Below are 15,740 nucleotides of genomic sequence, written 5' to 3' on the forward strand. Positions count from 1 at the left end.
GGCTCGAGCGCATGGCGAGCCCGGCGGCGTTCGGCGCCGCTCAAACGGCCGTGGCACCCGCGCGGCGGCTCCTCGTCAAGCGTTCCTCGGCCTGCGCGAGCGCTTCGGGCTGGCCGCGCAGCACGACGATGTCGGCGGCGCGCAGCTTCGTCTCGGGCCCCGGCTCGACGCCGCGAATGCCGTGGCGTCTGATCGCGGTGACCTCGACCCCGAGTCCGGCGAGCCCGAGCTCCTCGAGCGTGCGTCCGACGGCTTCGGCATTGTCGTCGACAGGCACCGATTGTAGCCGCACCTGCTCGTGCCCGTCGTCGTCGCCGAGATCGTCGGCGCCGCGGAAATATCCGCGCAACAGGCTGTAGCGCTCGTCGCGCATCTCCTCGACGCGACGCACGACGCGCCGCATCGGCACGCCCATCACCACGAGCGTATGCGATGCGAGCATCAGGCTGCCCTCGACGATCTCGGGGATCACTTCCGTCGCGCCGGCGGCGAGCAATTTTTCGAGGTCGGCGTCGTCGACGGTGCGCACGATGACGGGCAGCGCGGGCTCGAGCTCGTGCACGTTGTGCAGCACGCGTAGCGCGGACGGCGTATTGGCATAGGTGATCGCAAGCGCCGCGGCGCGATGAATGCCCGCGGCGACGAGCGATTCGCGCCGGGCGGCATCGCCGAACACCACCGATTCGCCCGCTGCCGCCGCGGCCGAGACACGATCGGGATCGAGGTCGAGCGCGACATAGGGAAGTCCCTCGTGCTCGAGCATGCGCGCGAGGTTCTGGCCCGCGCGACCATAGCCGCAAATGATTACGTGAGCCTGCTGACGCAGGCTCTGCGTCGCGATCCGCGTCATTTGCAGCGACTGCTGCAGCCATTCCGTCGACGACAGGCGCAGCACGATCCGATCGGCGTTCTGGATGATGAGCGGCGCCGCGAGCATCGAGAGCAGCATCGACGCGAGAATCGCCTGCAGCAGCGTGGCGTCGACGAGATGCTTGTCCTGAATCAGATTCAAAAGTACGAAGCCGAACTCGCCGGCTTGCGCGAGCCCGAGTCCCGTGCGCATCGCGACGCCGGGCATCGCGCCGAAAAGCCGCGCGAGGCTCGTGATCATGACGACCTTGAGCAGCACCGGACCGATCAGGAACGCCAGCACCATCAACGGATGCGCGAGCAGCACGCGCGGGTCGAGCAGCATGCCCGTCGTGATGAAGAAAAGGCCGAGCAGCACGTCGCGAAACGGCTTGATGTCTTCTTCGACCTGATGCCGATACGGCGTCTCGGCGATGAGCATGCCCGCGATGAACGCGCCGAGCGCGAGCGAAAGGCCGAACTTGTCCGTGACGAAGGCCGCGCCGAGCGTGACGAGCAGGACGTTCAGCACGAAAAGTTCCTGTGAGCGCCGCCGCGCGACGACGTTGAACCAGCGCGTCATGAAGCGCTGGCCGACGATGAGCAGGAGCGAGAGCGCGACGACGATCTTCAGCGCCGCCACGGAAAGCGTCGCCGGCAGATCGTGCGTGTCGCCGCCCAACGCGGCGATGACGATGAGCAGCGGCACGACCGCGAGATCCTGGAACAGCAGCACGCCGAAGATGTTGCGGCCGTGCTCGGTCTCGATCTCGAGGCGCTCGGCGAGCATCTTGCTGACGATGGCCGTCGACGACATCGCCAGCGCGCCGCCGAGCGCGACCGATCCCTGCCAGGTCACGTGCACCCATCGCTCGAAGATCGCGCCCGTGAGCACCGCGACCCCGACCGTGCCGATCACCTGCAGCAGGCCCAGGCCGAACACGAGCTTTCTCATCGCGCGCAGCTTGGCGAGCGAGAATTCGAGGCCGATGGAAAACATCAGGAACACGACGCCGAACTCGGCGAGATGCTGCGCGCGCTCGGTATCCGGCGCGATGCCGAGCGCGTGAGGCCCGACGATGATGCCGACCGACAGGTAGCCGAGCATCGGCGGCAGGTTGAGAATCCGAAACAGCACGACGCCTGCCACCGAAGCGAGCAGCAGCAGCAGGGTCATCTCGAGCGGGGATATCACGTGCGAAGCGTCCTCGTTCGTCTCATCTGCGACAGCCGCGCCGCGCGTTGGAAGGAAAGCGCCGCCTCGGCCCGCCGCACGCCTCTCTCGGTCCCGGCAGCGTCCGGCGCGGCAAACGCCTTTGTTATACTCGCCGAATGATAGCGAAAATCAATGGCGACCGGGCGGTGGCGCTCGCCCGGAACGTGCTCGACATCGAGGCCGATGCGGTACGCGCCCTCGCCGAGCGCATCGACGGTGGCTTCGTCGCCGCCGTCGGTCTATTGCTAGGCTGCAGAGGGCGCGTCGTCGTCTCGGGCATCGGCAAATCGGGCCACGTCGCGCGCAAGCTCGCCGCGACGTTTGCAAGCACCGGCACTCCGGCCTTCTTCGTCCACCCGGCTGAAGCCAGTCACGGCGATCTCGGCATGGTCACGGCCGACGACGTCTTCGTTGCCGTCTCGAATTCCGGCGAATCGGAAGAGCTCATCGAGATCCTGCCGCTCGTCAAGCGCATCGGCGCCAAGCTGATCGCGATGACGGGCCGCCCCGAATCGACGCTCGCCAAGCTCGCGGACGTTCATCTGGACTCGGGCGTCGAGAAAGAGGCATGTCCGATGAATCTTGCGCCGACGGCCAGCACGACGGCGGCGCTCGCGCTCGGCGATGCGCTCGCCGTCGCGGTGCTCGACGCGCGCGGCTTCGGCCCCGACGATTTCGCACGCTCGCACCCGGGCGGCGCGCTGGGGCGGCGGCTGCTCACCTACGTGCGCGACGTGATGCGCACGGGCGATCAGCTCCCGAAGGTGCCGACCACGGCAACCGTCAGCGACGCCCTCTTTCAACTGACGGCGAAGCGCATGGGAATGACGGCGATCGTCGACGACGGCGATCGCGTGACGGGCATCTTCACCGACGGCGACCTGCGCCGTGTGCTCGAGCGCACGGGCGATTTTCGCGAATTGCCGATCGTCGAGGTGATGACGCGCGGACCGCGCACGATCGTGGCCGATCACCTCGCCGTGGAGGCCGTCGAGTTGATGGAGCGCTACCGCATCAATCAGCTGCTCGTCGTCGACGAAGAGAGCAAGCTGATCGGCGCGCTCAACATGCACGATCTGTTTTCGAAGAAGGTGATCTGATGGCCGCTGTGCCTCTCACGGCCGCCGAACGCGCGAGCCGCGTCAAGCTGATGATTTTCGACGTCGATGGAGTGCTGACCGACGGCAGCCTCATGTTCACGGCCGAAGGCGATTACATGAAACCGTTCAATTCCATGGACGGCTACGGCCTGAACCTGTTGCGCACGGCGGGCATCGAAACGGCGATCATCACGGGCCGACACTCCGAGATCGTTGCGCGGCGCGCGCAGGAGCTGAAAATCTCGCATGTCCACCAAGGCGCCGCGAACAAGGCCGTCGTCTTCGCCGAACTGCTGCGCGCGACGGGCCATACGCCCGACGTATGCGGCTACATGGGCGACGACTGGCCCGACCTCGGGGTCATGGTGCAATGCGGCTTCGCGGCCGCGCCGGCCAATTCGCATCCCGAAGTCATCGCGCGCGCGCACTGGGTGTCGCAGGCACGCGGCGGCCACGGCGCCGCCCGCGAAGTCTGCGACGCGATCCTGCGGGCCCAGCACCGCTACGACGAGATGCTCGCCGTTGCGTTGGGAGCGCACGGCACATGAACGCCACGCGGCTCACCTCGCTGATCTCGTTACTCGCGATGACCGCCCTCGCGGGCGGGACCTACTGGCTGCTCCAGGCTACCCGGCCGCCCGCGAGCGAGGGCGCCGAGCGGCCGAAGACGCATTCGCCCGATTATTTCGCCGAAAACTTCTCGGTCTCGGAGCTCGATCAGTCGGGCGCGACACAGTACCGGCTCACGGCGACGAAGATGATCCATTACGAGGACGACGAGAACAGCGACCTCACGCACCCGGCCATCCGTGCGTTCCAGCCCGGCAAGCCGATCGTGACGGCCACGGGCGAGCGCGGCACCGTGAATTCCGACGCGTCGATCGTCGATCTCTACGACCACGCGCGCATCCTGCGCGCGCCGGGCTACGGCGATCCCGAAATGCAGGCCGATTCCTCGCACTTTCGCGTGCTCGTGAACGACGACGTCATCGAGACCGAAAAGCCGGTTAAACTGCGGCGCGGCCTGTCGATCACGACGGCCAACGCAATGAATTACAACAATGTCACCCGGGTCATGCAGCTATTCGGGAACGTCCGCGGAAACATCGCCGCATCGGACGCTTCCGGGGCCAAGGCGAAGTGACCCCGTCCTTACGTATGGACCGCATGAACGAAACGTCCTTTTTCCACGGGCCACATCGCACGCGCGCGTTTCTCGCGGCGATGCTCGCCGCGCTCGCGTGCGCGACGCTCTCGCCGCGCGCGCATGCCGAGCGGGCGGACCGCGACAAGCCGCTCAACATCGAAGCGGACAACATGACGTACGACGACCTGAAGCAGCTCACAATCTTTACGGGTCACGTCGTCGCGACGAAGGGCACGATCGTCATCCGAGCCGATCGCGTCGCGGTCCATCAGGATCCCGAGGGCTATCAGTACGCGACGGGAACGATGAACAAGGGCAGTACCGATCTCGCCTATTTCCGGCAAAAACGCGACGGCGTCGACGAGTACATCGACGGCACCGCCGAGAAGATCGACTATGACGGCAAGCAGGACTTGACGACGCTCACGACGAATGCGACCGTGCGTCGATTGCAGGGCCTCTCGACGGTGATGGACACGGTCCACGGCAGCGTCATCACCTACGACGGGCAAACCGACTTCTATACGGCCAAGGCCGGCAAGGACGTGGCCAGCCCCGGCAATCCGACCGGCCGCGTGCGCGCCATGCTCGCGCCGCGCAACGGCGCGCCGCCTCCGCTTGGCGGCGCTTCGGCGACGCTCGCGCCGGCCGCCGGCATTCAAGGAACACCGCAGCAGTGAACACGCTCTCCAGCACCGCCGCGCAGGCTGTCGCCACTCCTCGGAGCGAGCCTCTCAAGGCGACGAGCTCGCTCGTCGTGCGCAATCTGAGGAAACGCTATGGCTCCCGCACCGTCGTCAAGGATGTGTCGCTCGACGTGAAGAGCGGCGAAGTCGTCGGCCTGCTCGGCCCGAACGGCGCGGGCAAGACGACGTCGTTCTACATGATCGTCGGCCTCGTGCCGCTCGACGCCGGCGAAATCGTGCTCGACGGCAACTCGATCAGCCTCATGCCGATTCACAAGCGCGCGGCGCTCGGGCTCTCCTACCTTCCCCAGGAGGCCTCGGTGTTCCGCAAGCTGACGGTCGAGCAGAACATCCGTGCCGTGCTCGAGCTGCAAACCGATGAAAACGGCAAGCGGCTCTCGAAGTCTGCCATCGAGGCAAGCACGGAAGCGCTGCTCGACGAGCTGCAAATCGCGCATCTGCGCGAAAATCCGGCGCTTTCGCTGTCAGGCGGCGAGCGGCGCCGCGTCGAAATCGCGCGCGCCCTCGCGACGAATCCGAGCTTCATTCTGCTCGACGAGCCGTTCGCGGGTGTCGATCCCATCGCCGTGCTCGAAATCCAGAAAATCGTCAAATTCCTGAAGCAGCGCAATATCGGGGTGCTCATCACCGACCACAACGTGCGCGAAACGCTTGGAATCTGCGACCACGCCTACATCATCAGCGACGGCAGCGTACTCGCCGCGGGGGCCCCGCGCGAAATCATCGAGAACGAAAGCGTCCGGCGCGTCTATCTCGGCGAGCACTTCCGGATGTAACGGGACGCTTGGGGCCGGCCCGAGGCGGCTGGCCGCGACCCGACCTCCCCCTGCGCCGCGCCGCCGGCAGGGCCGCGCCGGCCTGCGGACCCGCGAGGTTTTCGGGGCCACATGGAGCCCCGGCATTCCCCCTTCCGGAATGGTCGAGCACTGCGTCATCGAGGTTTCGCGCCGATGGCAAAGTCTCTACAATGAAAGCCAACCGCCATGAAAGCCAGCCTCCAACTCCGCCTATCGCAGCATCTTGCGCTGACGCCGCAGCTGCAGCAGTCGATTCGACTGCTCCAGTTGTCGACGCTCGAACTCCAGCAGGAGGTCGCGACCGCGTGCGCGCAAAATCCGCTGCTCGAGACCGAGGACGAATGGATCGCGAGCCCGCTGCGCGTCGCGGCGGACGGCTCGGTCATCGCCCAGACGCCCGCGCCCGCCACGGCTGAGCCGATGAGCGGCTCGGCGCCCGCGGCCGAAACGGAACGAGCCGACGGCGCCGAGCCGGCCGCTACCGACGAATACAACGGCCTGTCGTCATCCGACAACGCCGATGCGTCGCAGTGGAATCTCGATGATTACGGCCGGTCGGCCCCCTCGTCCGACGACGACGACCTGCCGCCGCTGCAGATTCACGAATCGACAACGACGCTGCGCGACCATCTGATGGCGCAACTGCGCGTTACGCAGGCGGGTCCGCGCGATCGGGCACTCGTCACCTTCCTCATCGAATCGCTCGACGACGACGGCTACCTGACATCGTCGCTCGATGAAGTGCTCGCCGACATACCGGAAGAGCTGGAGGTCGATCTCGACGAGCTGTCCGCGGCGCTCGCCCTGCTGCAAAGCTTCGATCCGGCCGGCGTGGGCGCGCGCTCGGCCTCGGAATGCCTGAAGTTGCAGCTCTTGCGGCTGCCCGATAGCGCCACCCGCAAGCTTGCGCTCGAAATCGCCGCGCATCATCTCGAGCTGCTGGCCGCACGCGACTTCACGCGCCTGAAAAAGCAGCTGAAGGCAAGCGACGACGCATTGCGCGACGCGCACGCGCTGATCCGCTCGCTCGAGCCGTTCCCAGGGGCGGCCTATGGCAAGGCGGAAGCCGATTACGTGGTGCCCGACATCATCGTCAGACGGACGGCGCAGGGCTGGCAAGCCGAGTTGAATCCCGAGGTGGTGCCACGCCTTCGGATCAACCATCTCTATGCGAACATCCTGCGCAACAACCGCGGCGATCCGGGCAGCGGCTCGTTGCGTCAGCAGTTGCAGGAGGCGCGCTGGCTCATCAAGAACATTCAACAGCGTTTCGAGACGATCCTGCGCGTCGCGCAGGCGATCGTCGAGCGCCAGAAGAACTTTTTCGCGCACGGCGAAATCGCGATGCGCCCCTTGGTTTTGCGGGAAATAGCTGATACGCTGGGCCTGCACGAGTCGACCGTCTCGCGTGTCACGACGGGGAAGTACATGCTTACCCCGTTCGGAACGCTGGAGTTCAAGTACTTCTTTGGTTCACACGTGTCGACCGATACGGGGGGCGCGGCCTCCTCGACGGCCATTCGCGCGCTCATCAAGCAACTGATAGGAGCAGAAGACTCGAAGACGCCTCTTTCAGACAGCCGCATAGCCGAACTGCTGGCGGAACAGGGCTTCGTGGTGGCACGCCGGACAGTGGCGAAATACCGCGAAGCGCTCAAGATCCCGGCAGTGAATCTGCGTAAGTCTCTTTGAGCTCGCCGCACCAGATGTTCTGGGCGGATCGAGCGTTTCCGGCCGCGATGCTGTTGGCGCAAATGGCCGGCCGATACGACCCGCCGCTCGTCGATCACACGGGGTGATGATTCGAGCGGGCCGCTCCCGACCGGTTTTGCCGCACCAAAGGTGTCAGGCGGCCATTCGTTTGGAGAGCACTATGAATCTGAAGATCAGTGGACGCCATCTCGAAGTCACGCCCGCGCTGCGGGAATACGTGATCACCAAGCTCGACAAGGTGCTACGACACTTCGATCAGGTGATCGATGGCAATGTGGTCCTCTCGGTCGACAATCAGAAAGAAAAGGATAAGCGGCAAAAGGTTGAAATCAACCTCCACCTGAAGGGCAAGGACATCTTCATCGAAAGTGCCAACGGCGATCTCTACGCCGCCATCGATCTCATGGTCGATCGTCTCGATCGGCAGGTCGTCCGCCACAAGGGGCGGATTCAAGAGCATCAGCATGCGCCGATCAAGCACCAGGAGCTATCGGTCGGCGAGCAACCGCAGCAATAAGCCGGGCGCGGCACGAGGCGCCCGCGTCGGCGCCCGCCGCCCTTCCCGCGCAAAGCGCGGGCTTCCCGCGAAAACCGCCCGAATCAGGGCGGTTTTTTCGTTCCGGCCGCTGGAGCGGGCCGCCCCCGTGGCGGCCTCCCACCGATGCGCCGGCAGCGCCGATGCGCGCGGCATTGCGCGAAAAGCGCGCCACCCAGCATAATGCATGCAACGTTGCGGTTGCCGCGATGCAACATCGAATGGGCCTGATCTATAATGTGACGGTAATTTTGATGGGGCAGCCGGCCGAGTTGCCATTCGCGAAGTCAGGGCCATGCGTCCATGATCCGCCGGGCAAGGCCGAAAATGGACAACCAGTCAGTTGCCGCGAGGAGCGCACAGGCGACGCGTCAAGCCTGCCAACATGAATCGTTTAGCCAAATTCCTTCCCCTCGATAACGTCGTTATCGGACTTTCCGTCACCAGCAAGAAACGCGTCTTCGAGCAAGCAGGGCTTATCTTCGAAAACCAGAACGGCATCGCGCGCAGCGCGGTCACGGACAATCTGTTCGCGCGCGAGCGGCTCGGCTCGACAGGGCTCGGCGAAGGCGTCGCGATCCCGCACGGCCGGATCAAGGGGCTCAAGCATCCGCTCGCGGCCTTCGTGCGCCTCGAGCAGCCGATCCCGTTCGAATCGCCCGACGGACAACCGGTTTCGTTGCTGATTTTTCTGCTCGTGCCCGAACAAGCCACGCAGCAGCATCTCGAAATTCTTTCGGAAATCGCGCAACTGCTGTCCGATCGCGAAACACGCGAGCGACTGCATCACGAAGCGAGCCGCGAGGAGTTGCATCGGCTGCTCACTGAGTGGCACCCTTGACACTGTCACGGCCCGCGCGCCACGCACCCCACGGTGCGTAAGGCGCATTGAGCCGGTGACTCGGCAAGGGCCTAGCCGCGCGTGTCCAGCGTGAGGCGGGTCCCATGCGGCCCAACCAGGAGCCAGCGATACATGGATACGTCCAGCATCAACGCCCAGAGCATCTTCGACGACAACGCCACCTCACTCAAGCTGAGCTGGCTGACGGGGCATGAGGGCTGGGAACGCGGTTTTTCGGCGGAGACGGTCGCGAATGCGACCTCGAGCGCCGATCTCGTCGGCCACCTGAACCTCATCCACCCAAACCGGATCCAGGTGCTCGGTGAAGCCGAAATCTACTACTACCAACGTCAGACCGACGAAGACCGCTCGCGCCACATGGCCGAGCTGATCGCACTCGAGCCGCCGTTTCTCGTCGTGGCCGGGGGCGCGCCGGCACCGCCCGAGCTCGTGCTGCGATGTACGCGTTCGTCGACGCCCCTCTTCACGACGCCGATGTCGGCGGCCGCCGTCATCGACAATCTGCGGCTTTACATGTCGCGCATTCTCGCGCCGCGCGCGACGCTGCACGGCGTGTTTCTCGACATCCTCGGCATGGGTGTGCTGCTGACCGGCGATTCGGGCCTCGGCAAAAGCGAGCTCGGCCTCGAGCTGATCAGCCGCGGACACGGGCTCGTCGCGGACGATGCCGTCGACTTCGTGCGCCTCGGGCCCGACTTCGTCGAAGGGCGCTGCCCGCCGCTTTTGCAAAACCTGCTCGAAGTTCGCGGCCTCGGCCTGCTCGACATCAAGACGATCTTCGGTGAGACCGCCGTGCGGCGGAAGATGAAGTTGAAGCTCATCGTCCAGCTCGTGCGCCGGCCCGACGGCGAGTTTCAGCGGCTACCGCTCGAGAGCCAGACCGTCGACGTGCTCGGCCTGCCGATCAGCAAGGTCACGATCCAGGTGGCGGCGGGTCGCAACCTTGCCGTGCTCGTCGAGGCCGCCGTGCGCAACACGATTCTGCAGCTTCGCGGCATCGATACGCTGCGCGATTTCATGGATCGTCAGCGTCTCGCCATGCAGGATCCGGACAGTCAACTTCCCGGCAAGCTGATGTGACGCGCGCGAAGCGGCGGCTCGCGAAGCGGCGGCTCGCGATAGAGCCGGAACCAGGTGCTATGATGAAACGAACGGGTCATCCTCCATGCGCATTGTTCTGATCACCGGCATCTCCGGCTCCGGCAAATCCGTCGCATTGAACGCGCTCGCGGACGCGGGCTACTACTGCGTCGACAATCTGCCGCCGCGCTTTTTGCCCGAGCTCGCGCAATTCCTCGCGAACGGCGAGGAAGGTCACGAACGGCTCGCCGTCGCGATCGACGCGCGCTCGAGCGCCTCGCTCGACGAAATGCCCGGCATCATTCGCGATCTCGCGAGCGAGCACCATGTGCGCGTGCTGTTTCTCAACGCGAGCACTCAAGCACTGATTCAACGCTTCTCCGAAACGCGGCGGCGCCATCCTCTATCGGGACCTCCCGCGCGCGACGCCGACATCGGGCTCATGGCGTCGCTCGAGGAGGCGATCGAGCGTGAGCGCGAGCTCGTCGCGCCGCTTGCCGAGTTCGGGCACCAGATCGACACGAGCAACCTGCGCGCGAACGTGCTGCGCGCCTGGGTCAAGAGCTTTATCGAAGACGAGCGCGAAGGGCTGCTGCTGATGTTCGAATCGTTCGGCTTCAAGCGCGGCCTGCCGCTCGATGCCGATTTCGTCTTCGACGTGCGCGCGTTGCCGAATCCCTATTACGACCACCGGTTGCGTCCGCTGACCGGGCGCGATCAGGCCGTCATCGAGTATCTCGATGCATTGCCGATCGTGCATGAAATGATCGACGACATCTATTCGTTCGTCCTGAAATGGCTGCCGCGGTTTCGCGACGATAACCGCAGCTACCTGACGATCGCGATCGGGTGCACGGGGGGCCAGCACCGATCGGTATTCATCGCGGAGACGCTCGCCGCGCGTCTCGCTCGCGAAGCAACGGTTATCGTGCGGCACCGTGACGCGCCGATGGAAGTCGGCGAATCGTCGAGATCAGTGGCCTCTGGCCACATGGCCTAACTTGCCGCGCACGCGCGGCCCCTCTGAAGCTCGCGCCATGTCCACGAACCCAGCCGTCTACGCCGATCTACCGCTTTTTCCGCTTCACTCCGTGCTCTTTCCCGATGGGCTTTTGCCGCTCAAGATTTTCGAGGCACGGTACCTGGACATGACCCGCACCTGCCTGCGCGAAAGCAGCCCATTCGGCGTGTGCCTCATCAAGAGCGGCTCCGAAGTCGCGAATGCCGATGAGCCCTGCGTCCCCGAGCCCGTCGGATGCCTCGCCGCGATCGAGGAATGCGACGTCGACACGTTCGGCATGCTGCACGTGCGTGCCCGCGGGGGCAAGCGCTTTCGGCTGCTCTCGCATCGCGTCGAGCCGAGCGGCCTTCTCGTCGGCTCGGCCGAGCTGCTGCCCGACGACATTCCGCTCGAAGGCAGCGACGCGCTCGCCAAGTTCGGCGCCTGCGCCGAAGTGCTCGAGCGCATCATCGAGACGATCCGCGAGCGCGACGCCGACAGCCTGCCGTTCGCCGAGCCGTTCCGCTTCGACGATCCGGCCTGGGTGTCGAATCGGCTCGCGGAGGTGCTGCCGATTCCCCTGCGCACGCGCCAGAAGCTCATGGAGATGACCGACGCGGGTGCGCGCATCGATTGCGTTCATCACTACATGCAGCACCGCCAGCTGCTTTGACGCCTCCGCCGCCTGTCGAGCCCGCTCAGGCAACCTAAAGCAAGCTGCCCTGCAAGGCATCGAGCAGCTTGCGAACGGGCGCCGGTACGCCGTAAGCCTCGATGTCGGCGAGCGGCACCCAGGCGCTGTCGCCGTCGCGCGCATCGAGACTTGCCCGCGTCGCGGCAACGTCGAGCCGGCCCACGCGCGGCTCGATATCGAGCCTGAAGTGCGTGAACGTATGCGTGAGCGGCGTGAGCGGCGCAAGCGGCGCCGTCGCCCCCAGCGTGCGCGCGCGCTCGGCGAGCGACGATTCGTCGGTCGCTTCCGGCAAGCTCCAGAGCCCGCCCCAGATGCCCGCGGGCGGCCGCCGTTCGAGCAGCACGGAGCCGCCGTCGCGCAAGACGAGCATCCACGTCCGGCGCGTCGGCACGACTTTCTTCGGACGCGCCGCCGGCAATTCGCGCTGGCGGCCCGTCGCATTGGCGACGCAGTCCTCGGCGAACGGGCAGCGCGCGCAATCGGGCTTGCCGCGCACGCAGAGCGTTGCGCCGAGATCCATCAAGCCTTGCGTGTAGGCCGAGAGATCGGCGTCGCTCGCATCGGCGGCCGGCATCAGCGACTCCGCCAATGCCCACATGGCGTTTTCGACGCGCTTTTCTCCCGGAAAGCCGTCGACCCCGAACACGCGCGCAAGCACACGCTTTACGTTGCCATCGAGAATCGTTGCGCACGCACCGAATGAGAACGACGCAATGGCGGCAGCCGTCGAGCGGCCAATGCCGGGCAATTGCGCCAACGCATCGGGAGTCGCGGGAAAGGCGCCGCCAAACTGCTCGACGACGACCTGCGCGCAGCGATGGAGATTGCGTGCACGCGAGTAATAGCCGAGCCCTGCCCATGAGGCCATGACATCGTCGATCGGCGCCGCGGCAAGCGCGGCGACGTCGGGAAAGCGCGCGAGAAACTTCGCGTAATAGGGGATGACTGTCGCAACCTGTGTCTGCTGGAGCATGATTTCCGAAAGCCAGATCCGGTACGGATCGCGCGTGTTCTGCCAGGGCAAGTCGTGGCGGCCGTGACGGCGCTGCCAGGCGATCAGGCGCTCGGCGAAAGCGAATTGCAGGGCGACAGTGGGTGAACTCGTAGCGATCGCTGGTTCGGACATGGAAAGGTAAGGTATCGGCTTGAAGCCGCGGCCGGCTCAGCGCTGGCAGCGAGGGCAATGATAGGTCGACCGCTGCCCCTGCACGAGGTGGCGAATCGGCGTCCCGCATACGCGGCAGGGCTGTCCCGCTCGATCGTAGACGAAGCAGTCGAGTTGAAAGTAACCGCTCTCGCCGTCGCTGCCGACGAAGTCTTTCAATGTGCTGCCGCCACGCGCGATCGCATCCGTAAGCGTCGCGCGGATCGCGTCGGCCAGCCTGTCGCAGCGCGCCGCCGAGAGACGCCCCGCCGCCGTGGTCGGCCGCACCCCCGCGCGAAAGAGGCTTTCGGAGGCGTAGATGTTGCCGACGCCCACGACGATTTCGCCGCCGAGCAGCGCCTGCTTGATCGACATCGTGCGTCCGCGCGTTCGCTCGTGGATGAGCCGGCCCGAGAACTCCGTCCCGAACGGCTCGACCCCGAGCCCGGCGAGCAGCGGATGCGTGTTCACGTCGCCCGCCGCACGCGGGTGCCAGAGGACGGCGCCGAAACGGCGCGGGTCGCGGTAGCGCAGCACGAATTCGTCGAAGATCCAGTCGATATGATCGTGCTTGGCCGGCGCGGGGAGGCCAGCATGCGGCAGCACGCGCAGCGTGCCCGTCATGCCGAGGTGAACGATGAACCAGCCCTCGTCGACTTCGAAGAGCAGATACTTGCCGCGCCGCCCCACGCCGATGATCTTGCGGCGCGAGAGCATCGCGCCGAGCTCGGGCGGCACGGGCCATCGCAAAGCGCCGGAGCGCACGTCGACGCGCTCGACGAGGCGGCCGCGGACGTACGGCTCGATGCCGCGCCGCGTCACCTCCACTTCTGGCAATTCAGGCATGTCGGCGCGCCTCCCCGGGCAGCGAACGCGGTGAGCGTACGGGCGGTCTCATAAATGGCGGTTAATGGCGAGGAATGGGTGTGTAACTTGCATCGTCGAATCTGCGTGTATTGTAGCGAGCGCGTTACAATCGTCCGAAACCCTCGAACGGATCTCCATGATTTTGTCCCTGAAGCCGCAATCGCCGCGCGCAGGCAGCGTGCGCTCCGCCCGGTGCGCCGCGCCGCTCGGCCGCATCGCCGCCGCCGTCGTCTGTGCCTGGACGCTCGCCCTCGCCGCACCGGCGTTTGCGCAAGATCCCGCTCCTTCTGACGATTCGGCTGCGGCCGCGCCGGCGGACGCCTTCGCGCCGTCGCTCCCGGCCGAGACGCAGGACCTGCCGAACGTCGAGTTGTCGAGCCAAATCGTCTTTCAGGTGCTCGCGGCCGAGATTGCGTTGCAACGCAACGAACCGGCCCCGGCGTACCAGACTTATCTTTCGCTCGCGCGCGACACGCACGATCCGCGCATGGCGCAGCGCGCGGCCGAAATCGCGATTGCGGCGCAGAGCCCAGCCGACGCATTGACGGCCGCTCAGCTTTGGCGCCAGTACGCGCCCGATTCCGAGCGCGCCGCCCAACTCGACGCGTCGCTGCTCGTCCTGTCGGGCAAGCCCGAAGATGCCGAGCCGCTGCTCGCGGCCGAGCTCGCCAAGGTCCCGGAACAGGACCGCGGCAACGCGATCGTCGCGCTGCAGGTGCTGCTCGCGCGCGGACCGAATCATGTGGGCGGGCTGCAGGTCCTCAAAGATCTCGCCAAGAACGATCTCGGCCGGCCCGAGGCGCAGCTCGCGGTGGGCCGCCAGCAGCTGCTCGCCGACGACCAGCCGGGCGCGCGCTCGTCGTTCGAGCGCGCGCTGAAGCTGAAGCCCGATTACCTGCCTGCCGCGCTCTCGCTCGCGCAGATGGGTCCCGATGCGCGCAACGAAGCCATCTCGACGTTCGAGTCATACGTCAAGCAGAACCCGAAGTCGCACGACGCCAGGCTCGCACTCGCGCAGCTCTACCTGTCGAGCGACCGCATCGACGATGCGCAAAAGCAGTTCGAGGCGATGCACAGCCTCGATTCGCACGATCCGACGCCGTTGATGGCGCTCGGCCTCATCAAGGTTCAGCAAAAGCAGTACGAGAGCGCGCAGAAATACCTGCAGCAATATGCCGAGCTGACCGAGAAAACGCCGGGCGCGGACCCGGGGCAGGCTTACATCTTCCTCGCGCAGATCGCGCTCGAGCAGAAGAACGAGGGTGAGGCCGCGAAGTGGCTCGACAAGGTCTCGCCGGACAGCCCGCGATATACCGCCGCGCGCGTGACGCGCGCGCAGTTGCTCGCGAAGGCGGGCAAGATCGACGAGGCGCGCAAGATGCTCGCCGATCTGCAGAGCCCGGACCCGCATGCGCAAGCGCTCATCGCGCGCACCGACGCGGCGATCCTCTTCGATGCCAAGCGCTACCCCGAGGCGGAGAGCCGGCTCTCGGCCGCGGATGACGCGATGCCCAACGATCCCGAGATCATCTACGACTACGCAATGGCCGCGGAAAAGAACGGCCATTACGATCTGATGGAGTCGAAGCTGCGCCAGCTCATCAAGGTTCAGCCCGACAATCCGCAGGCCTACAACGCGCTCGGCTACTCGCTCGCCGATCGCAACCGGAATCTCGACGAAGCCGAGAAGCTCATCGAGAAGGCCTCGGCCCTGGCGCCGAACGACGCCTTCATCATGGACAGTCTCGGCTGGGTGAAATACCGGCTCGGCGATACGACGGACGCGGCCAAGCTCTTGCGCCGCGCCTTCGATCTTCAGCCGAACGCCGAGATCGGCGCCCATCTCGGCGAGGTGCTCTGGAAGAGCGGAGACCAAGCCAAGGCGCTTGCCGCATGGCGCGACGCGCGCAAGCTCGAGCCGGACAACGATACGCTCGTGAAGACGCTCAAGCGCTTCCAGGTGAACAGCAACGATCTTTGATGCACGTGAACGTCAGCGATTTTCTGGCGCGCGTTGCGCGCTACCTCC

14 protein-coding genes and 1 pseudogene are annotated in these 15,740 nt (G+C 65.7%); 12 read left to right on the forward strand and 3 right to left on the reverse strand.

Features of this window, described 5'->3' with window-relative positions; genetic code table 11:
* Positions 1-40 precede the first annotated feature (40 nt).
* Positions 41-2,044 carry a monovalent cation:proton antiporter family protein gene (locus tag C9I57_RS06205; RefSeq protein ID WP_107149786.1) on the reverse strand — a complete coding sequence of 668 codons (2,004 nt, stop codon included), beginning with the start codon at positions 2,042-2,044 and terminating at the stop codon, positions 41-43.
* Between the two features lie 137 nt (positions 2,045-2,181).
* On the opposite strand from C9I57_RS06205, the gene kdsD reads away from it, so the two are divergent.
* The 11 genes and pseudogenes from kdsD (at position 2,182) to C9I57_RS06265 (ending at position 11,679) form a co-directional block, all read left to right on the forward strand.
* Positions 2,182-3,165: an arabinose 5-phosphate isomerase KdsD gene (kdsD, locus tag C9I57_RS06210; RefSeq protein WP_107149787.1), complete on the forward strand. Its 984-nt coding sequence runs from the start codon at positions 2,182-2,184 to the stop codon at positions 3,163-3,165.
* Entirely contained in the window at positions 3,165-3,713 is a 549-nt protein-coding gene (locus tag C9I57_RS06215; RefSeq protein ID WP_107149788.1) for a KdsC family phosphatase, read from the forward strand. The genes kdsD and C9I57_RS06215 overlap by 1 nt, the downstream gene beginning before the upstream one ends.
* Positions 3,710-4,309: an LPS export ABC transporter periplasmic protein LptC gene (gene lptC, locus C9I57_RS06220; RefSeq protein ID WP_107149789.1), complete on the forward strand. Its 600-nt coding sequence runs from the start codon at positions 3,710-3,712 to the stop codon at positions 4,307-4,309. The genes C9I57_RS06215 and lptC overlap by 4 nt, the downstream gene beginning before the upstream one ends.
* A 23-nt stretch (positions 4,310-4,332) precedes the next feature.
* The gene (gene lptA, locus C9I57_RS06225) at positions 4,333-4,992 is read left to right on the forward strand and encodes a lipopolysaccharide transport periplasmic protein LptA (RefSeq protein ID WP_026230226.1); all 660 of its coding nucleotides are present in this window, start codon (positions 4,333-4,335) and stop codon (positions 4,990-4,992) included.
* A 77-nt stretch (positions 4,993-5,069) separates the two neighbouring features.
* Positions 5,070-5,795, forward strand: a complete 726-nt coding sequence (gene lptB, locus C9I57_RS06230; protein WP_107150154.1) for an LPS export ABC transporter ATP-binding protein — start codon at positions 5,070-5,072, stop codon at positions 5,793-5,795.
* A gap of 207 nt (positions 5,796-6,002) precedes the next feature.
* Positions 6,003-7,508 carry an RNA polymerase factor sigma-54 gene (locus C9I57_RS06235; RefSeq protein ID WP_107149790.1) on the forward strand — a complete coding sequence of 502 codons (1,506 nt, stop codon included), beginning with the start codon at positions 6,003-6,005 and terminating at the stop codon, positions 7,506-7,508.
* Positions 7,509-7,689: 181 nt separating this feature from the next.
* On the forward strand, positions 7,690-8,046 hold the full coding sequence (hpf, locus tag C9I57_RS06240) for a ribosome hibernation-promoting factor, HPF/YfiA family (protein WP_018443657.1): 357 nt from the start codon (positions 7,690-7,692) through the stop codon (positions 8,044-8,046).
* A gap of 345 nt (positions 8,047-8,391) precedes the next feature.
* Positions 8,392-8,905, forward strand: a pseudogene (gene ptsN, locus C9I57_RS06250) (PTS IIA-like nitrogen regulatory protein PtsN).
* Between the two features lie 132 nt (positions 8,906-9,037).
* Positions 9,038-10,006: an HPr(Ser) kinase/phosphatase gene (gene hprK / locus C9I57_RS06255; protein WP_107149793.1), complete on the forward strand. Its 969-nt coding sequence runs from the start codon at positions 9,038-9,040 to the stop codon at positions 10,004-10,006.
* 85 nt (positions 10,007-10,091) lie between these two features.
* Positions 10,092-11,006, forward strand: a complete 915-nt coding sequence (gene rapZ, locus C9I57_RS06260; RefSeq protein WP_107149794.1) for an RNase adapter RapZ — start codon at positions 10,092-10,094, stop codon at positions 11,004-11,006.
* A gap of 37 nt (positions 11,007-11,043) precedes the next feature.
* Positions 11,044-11,679 (forward strand): LON peptidase substrate-binding domain-containing protein, encoded by a 636-nt coding sequence (locus tag C9I57_RS06265; RefSeq protein ID WP_107149795.1) that lies wholly within the window; start codon positions 11,044-11,046, stop codon positions 11,677-11,679.
* Between the two features lie 34 nt (positions 11,680-11,713).
* Here the strand turns inward: C9I57_RS06265 and mutY are convergent, their stop codons facing one another.
* Both mutY and mutM read right to left on the reverse strand, forming a co-directional pair.
* A complete protein-coding gene (gene mutY / locus C9I57_RS06270) occupies positions 11,714-12,826 on the reverse strand; it encodes an A/G-specific adenine glycosylase (RefSeq protein WP_107149796.1) in 1,113 nt (370 codons plus the stop codon).
* Positions 12,827-12,862: 36 nt separating this feature from the next.
* Positions 12,863-13,690 carry a bifunctional DNA-formamidopyrimidine glycosylase/DNA-(apurinic or apyrimidinic site) lyase gene (gene mutM, locus C9I57_RS06275; protein WP_107149797.1) on the reverse strand — a complete coding sequence of 276 codons (828 nt, stop codon included), beginning with the start codon at positions 13,688-13,690 and terminating at the stop codon, positions 12,863-12,865.
* Between the two features lie 157 nt (positions 13,691-13,847).
* Between mutM and C9I57_RS06280 the strand changes: the two genes are divergently transcribed.
* A complete protein-coding gene (locus tag C9I57_RS06280; RefSeq protein ID WP_107149798.1) occupies positions 13,848-15,692 on the forward strand; it encodes a tetratricopeptide repeat protein in 1,845 nt (614 codons plus the stop codon).
* The last annotated feature ends 48 nt before the right edge of the window (positions 15,693-15,740 follow it).

The organism is Trinickia symbiotica (genome assembly GCF_003028655.1).
GTDB lineage: Bacteria > Pseudomonadota > Gammaproteobacteria > Burkholderiales > Burkholderiaceae > Trinickia > Trinickia symbiotica_A.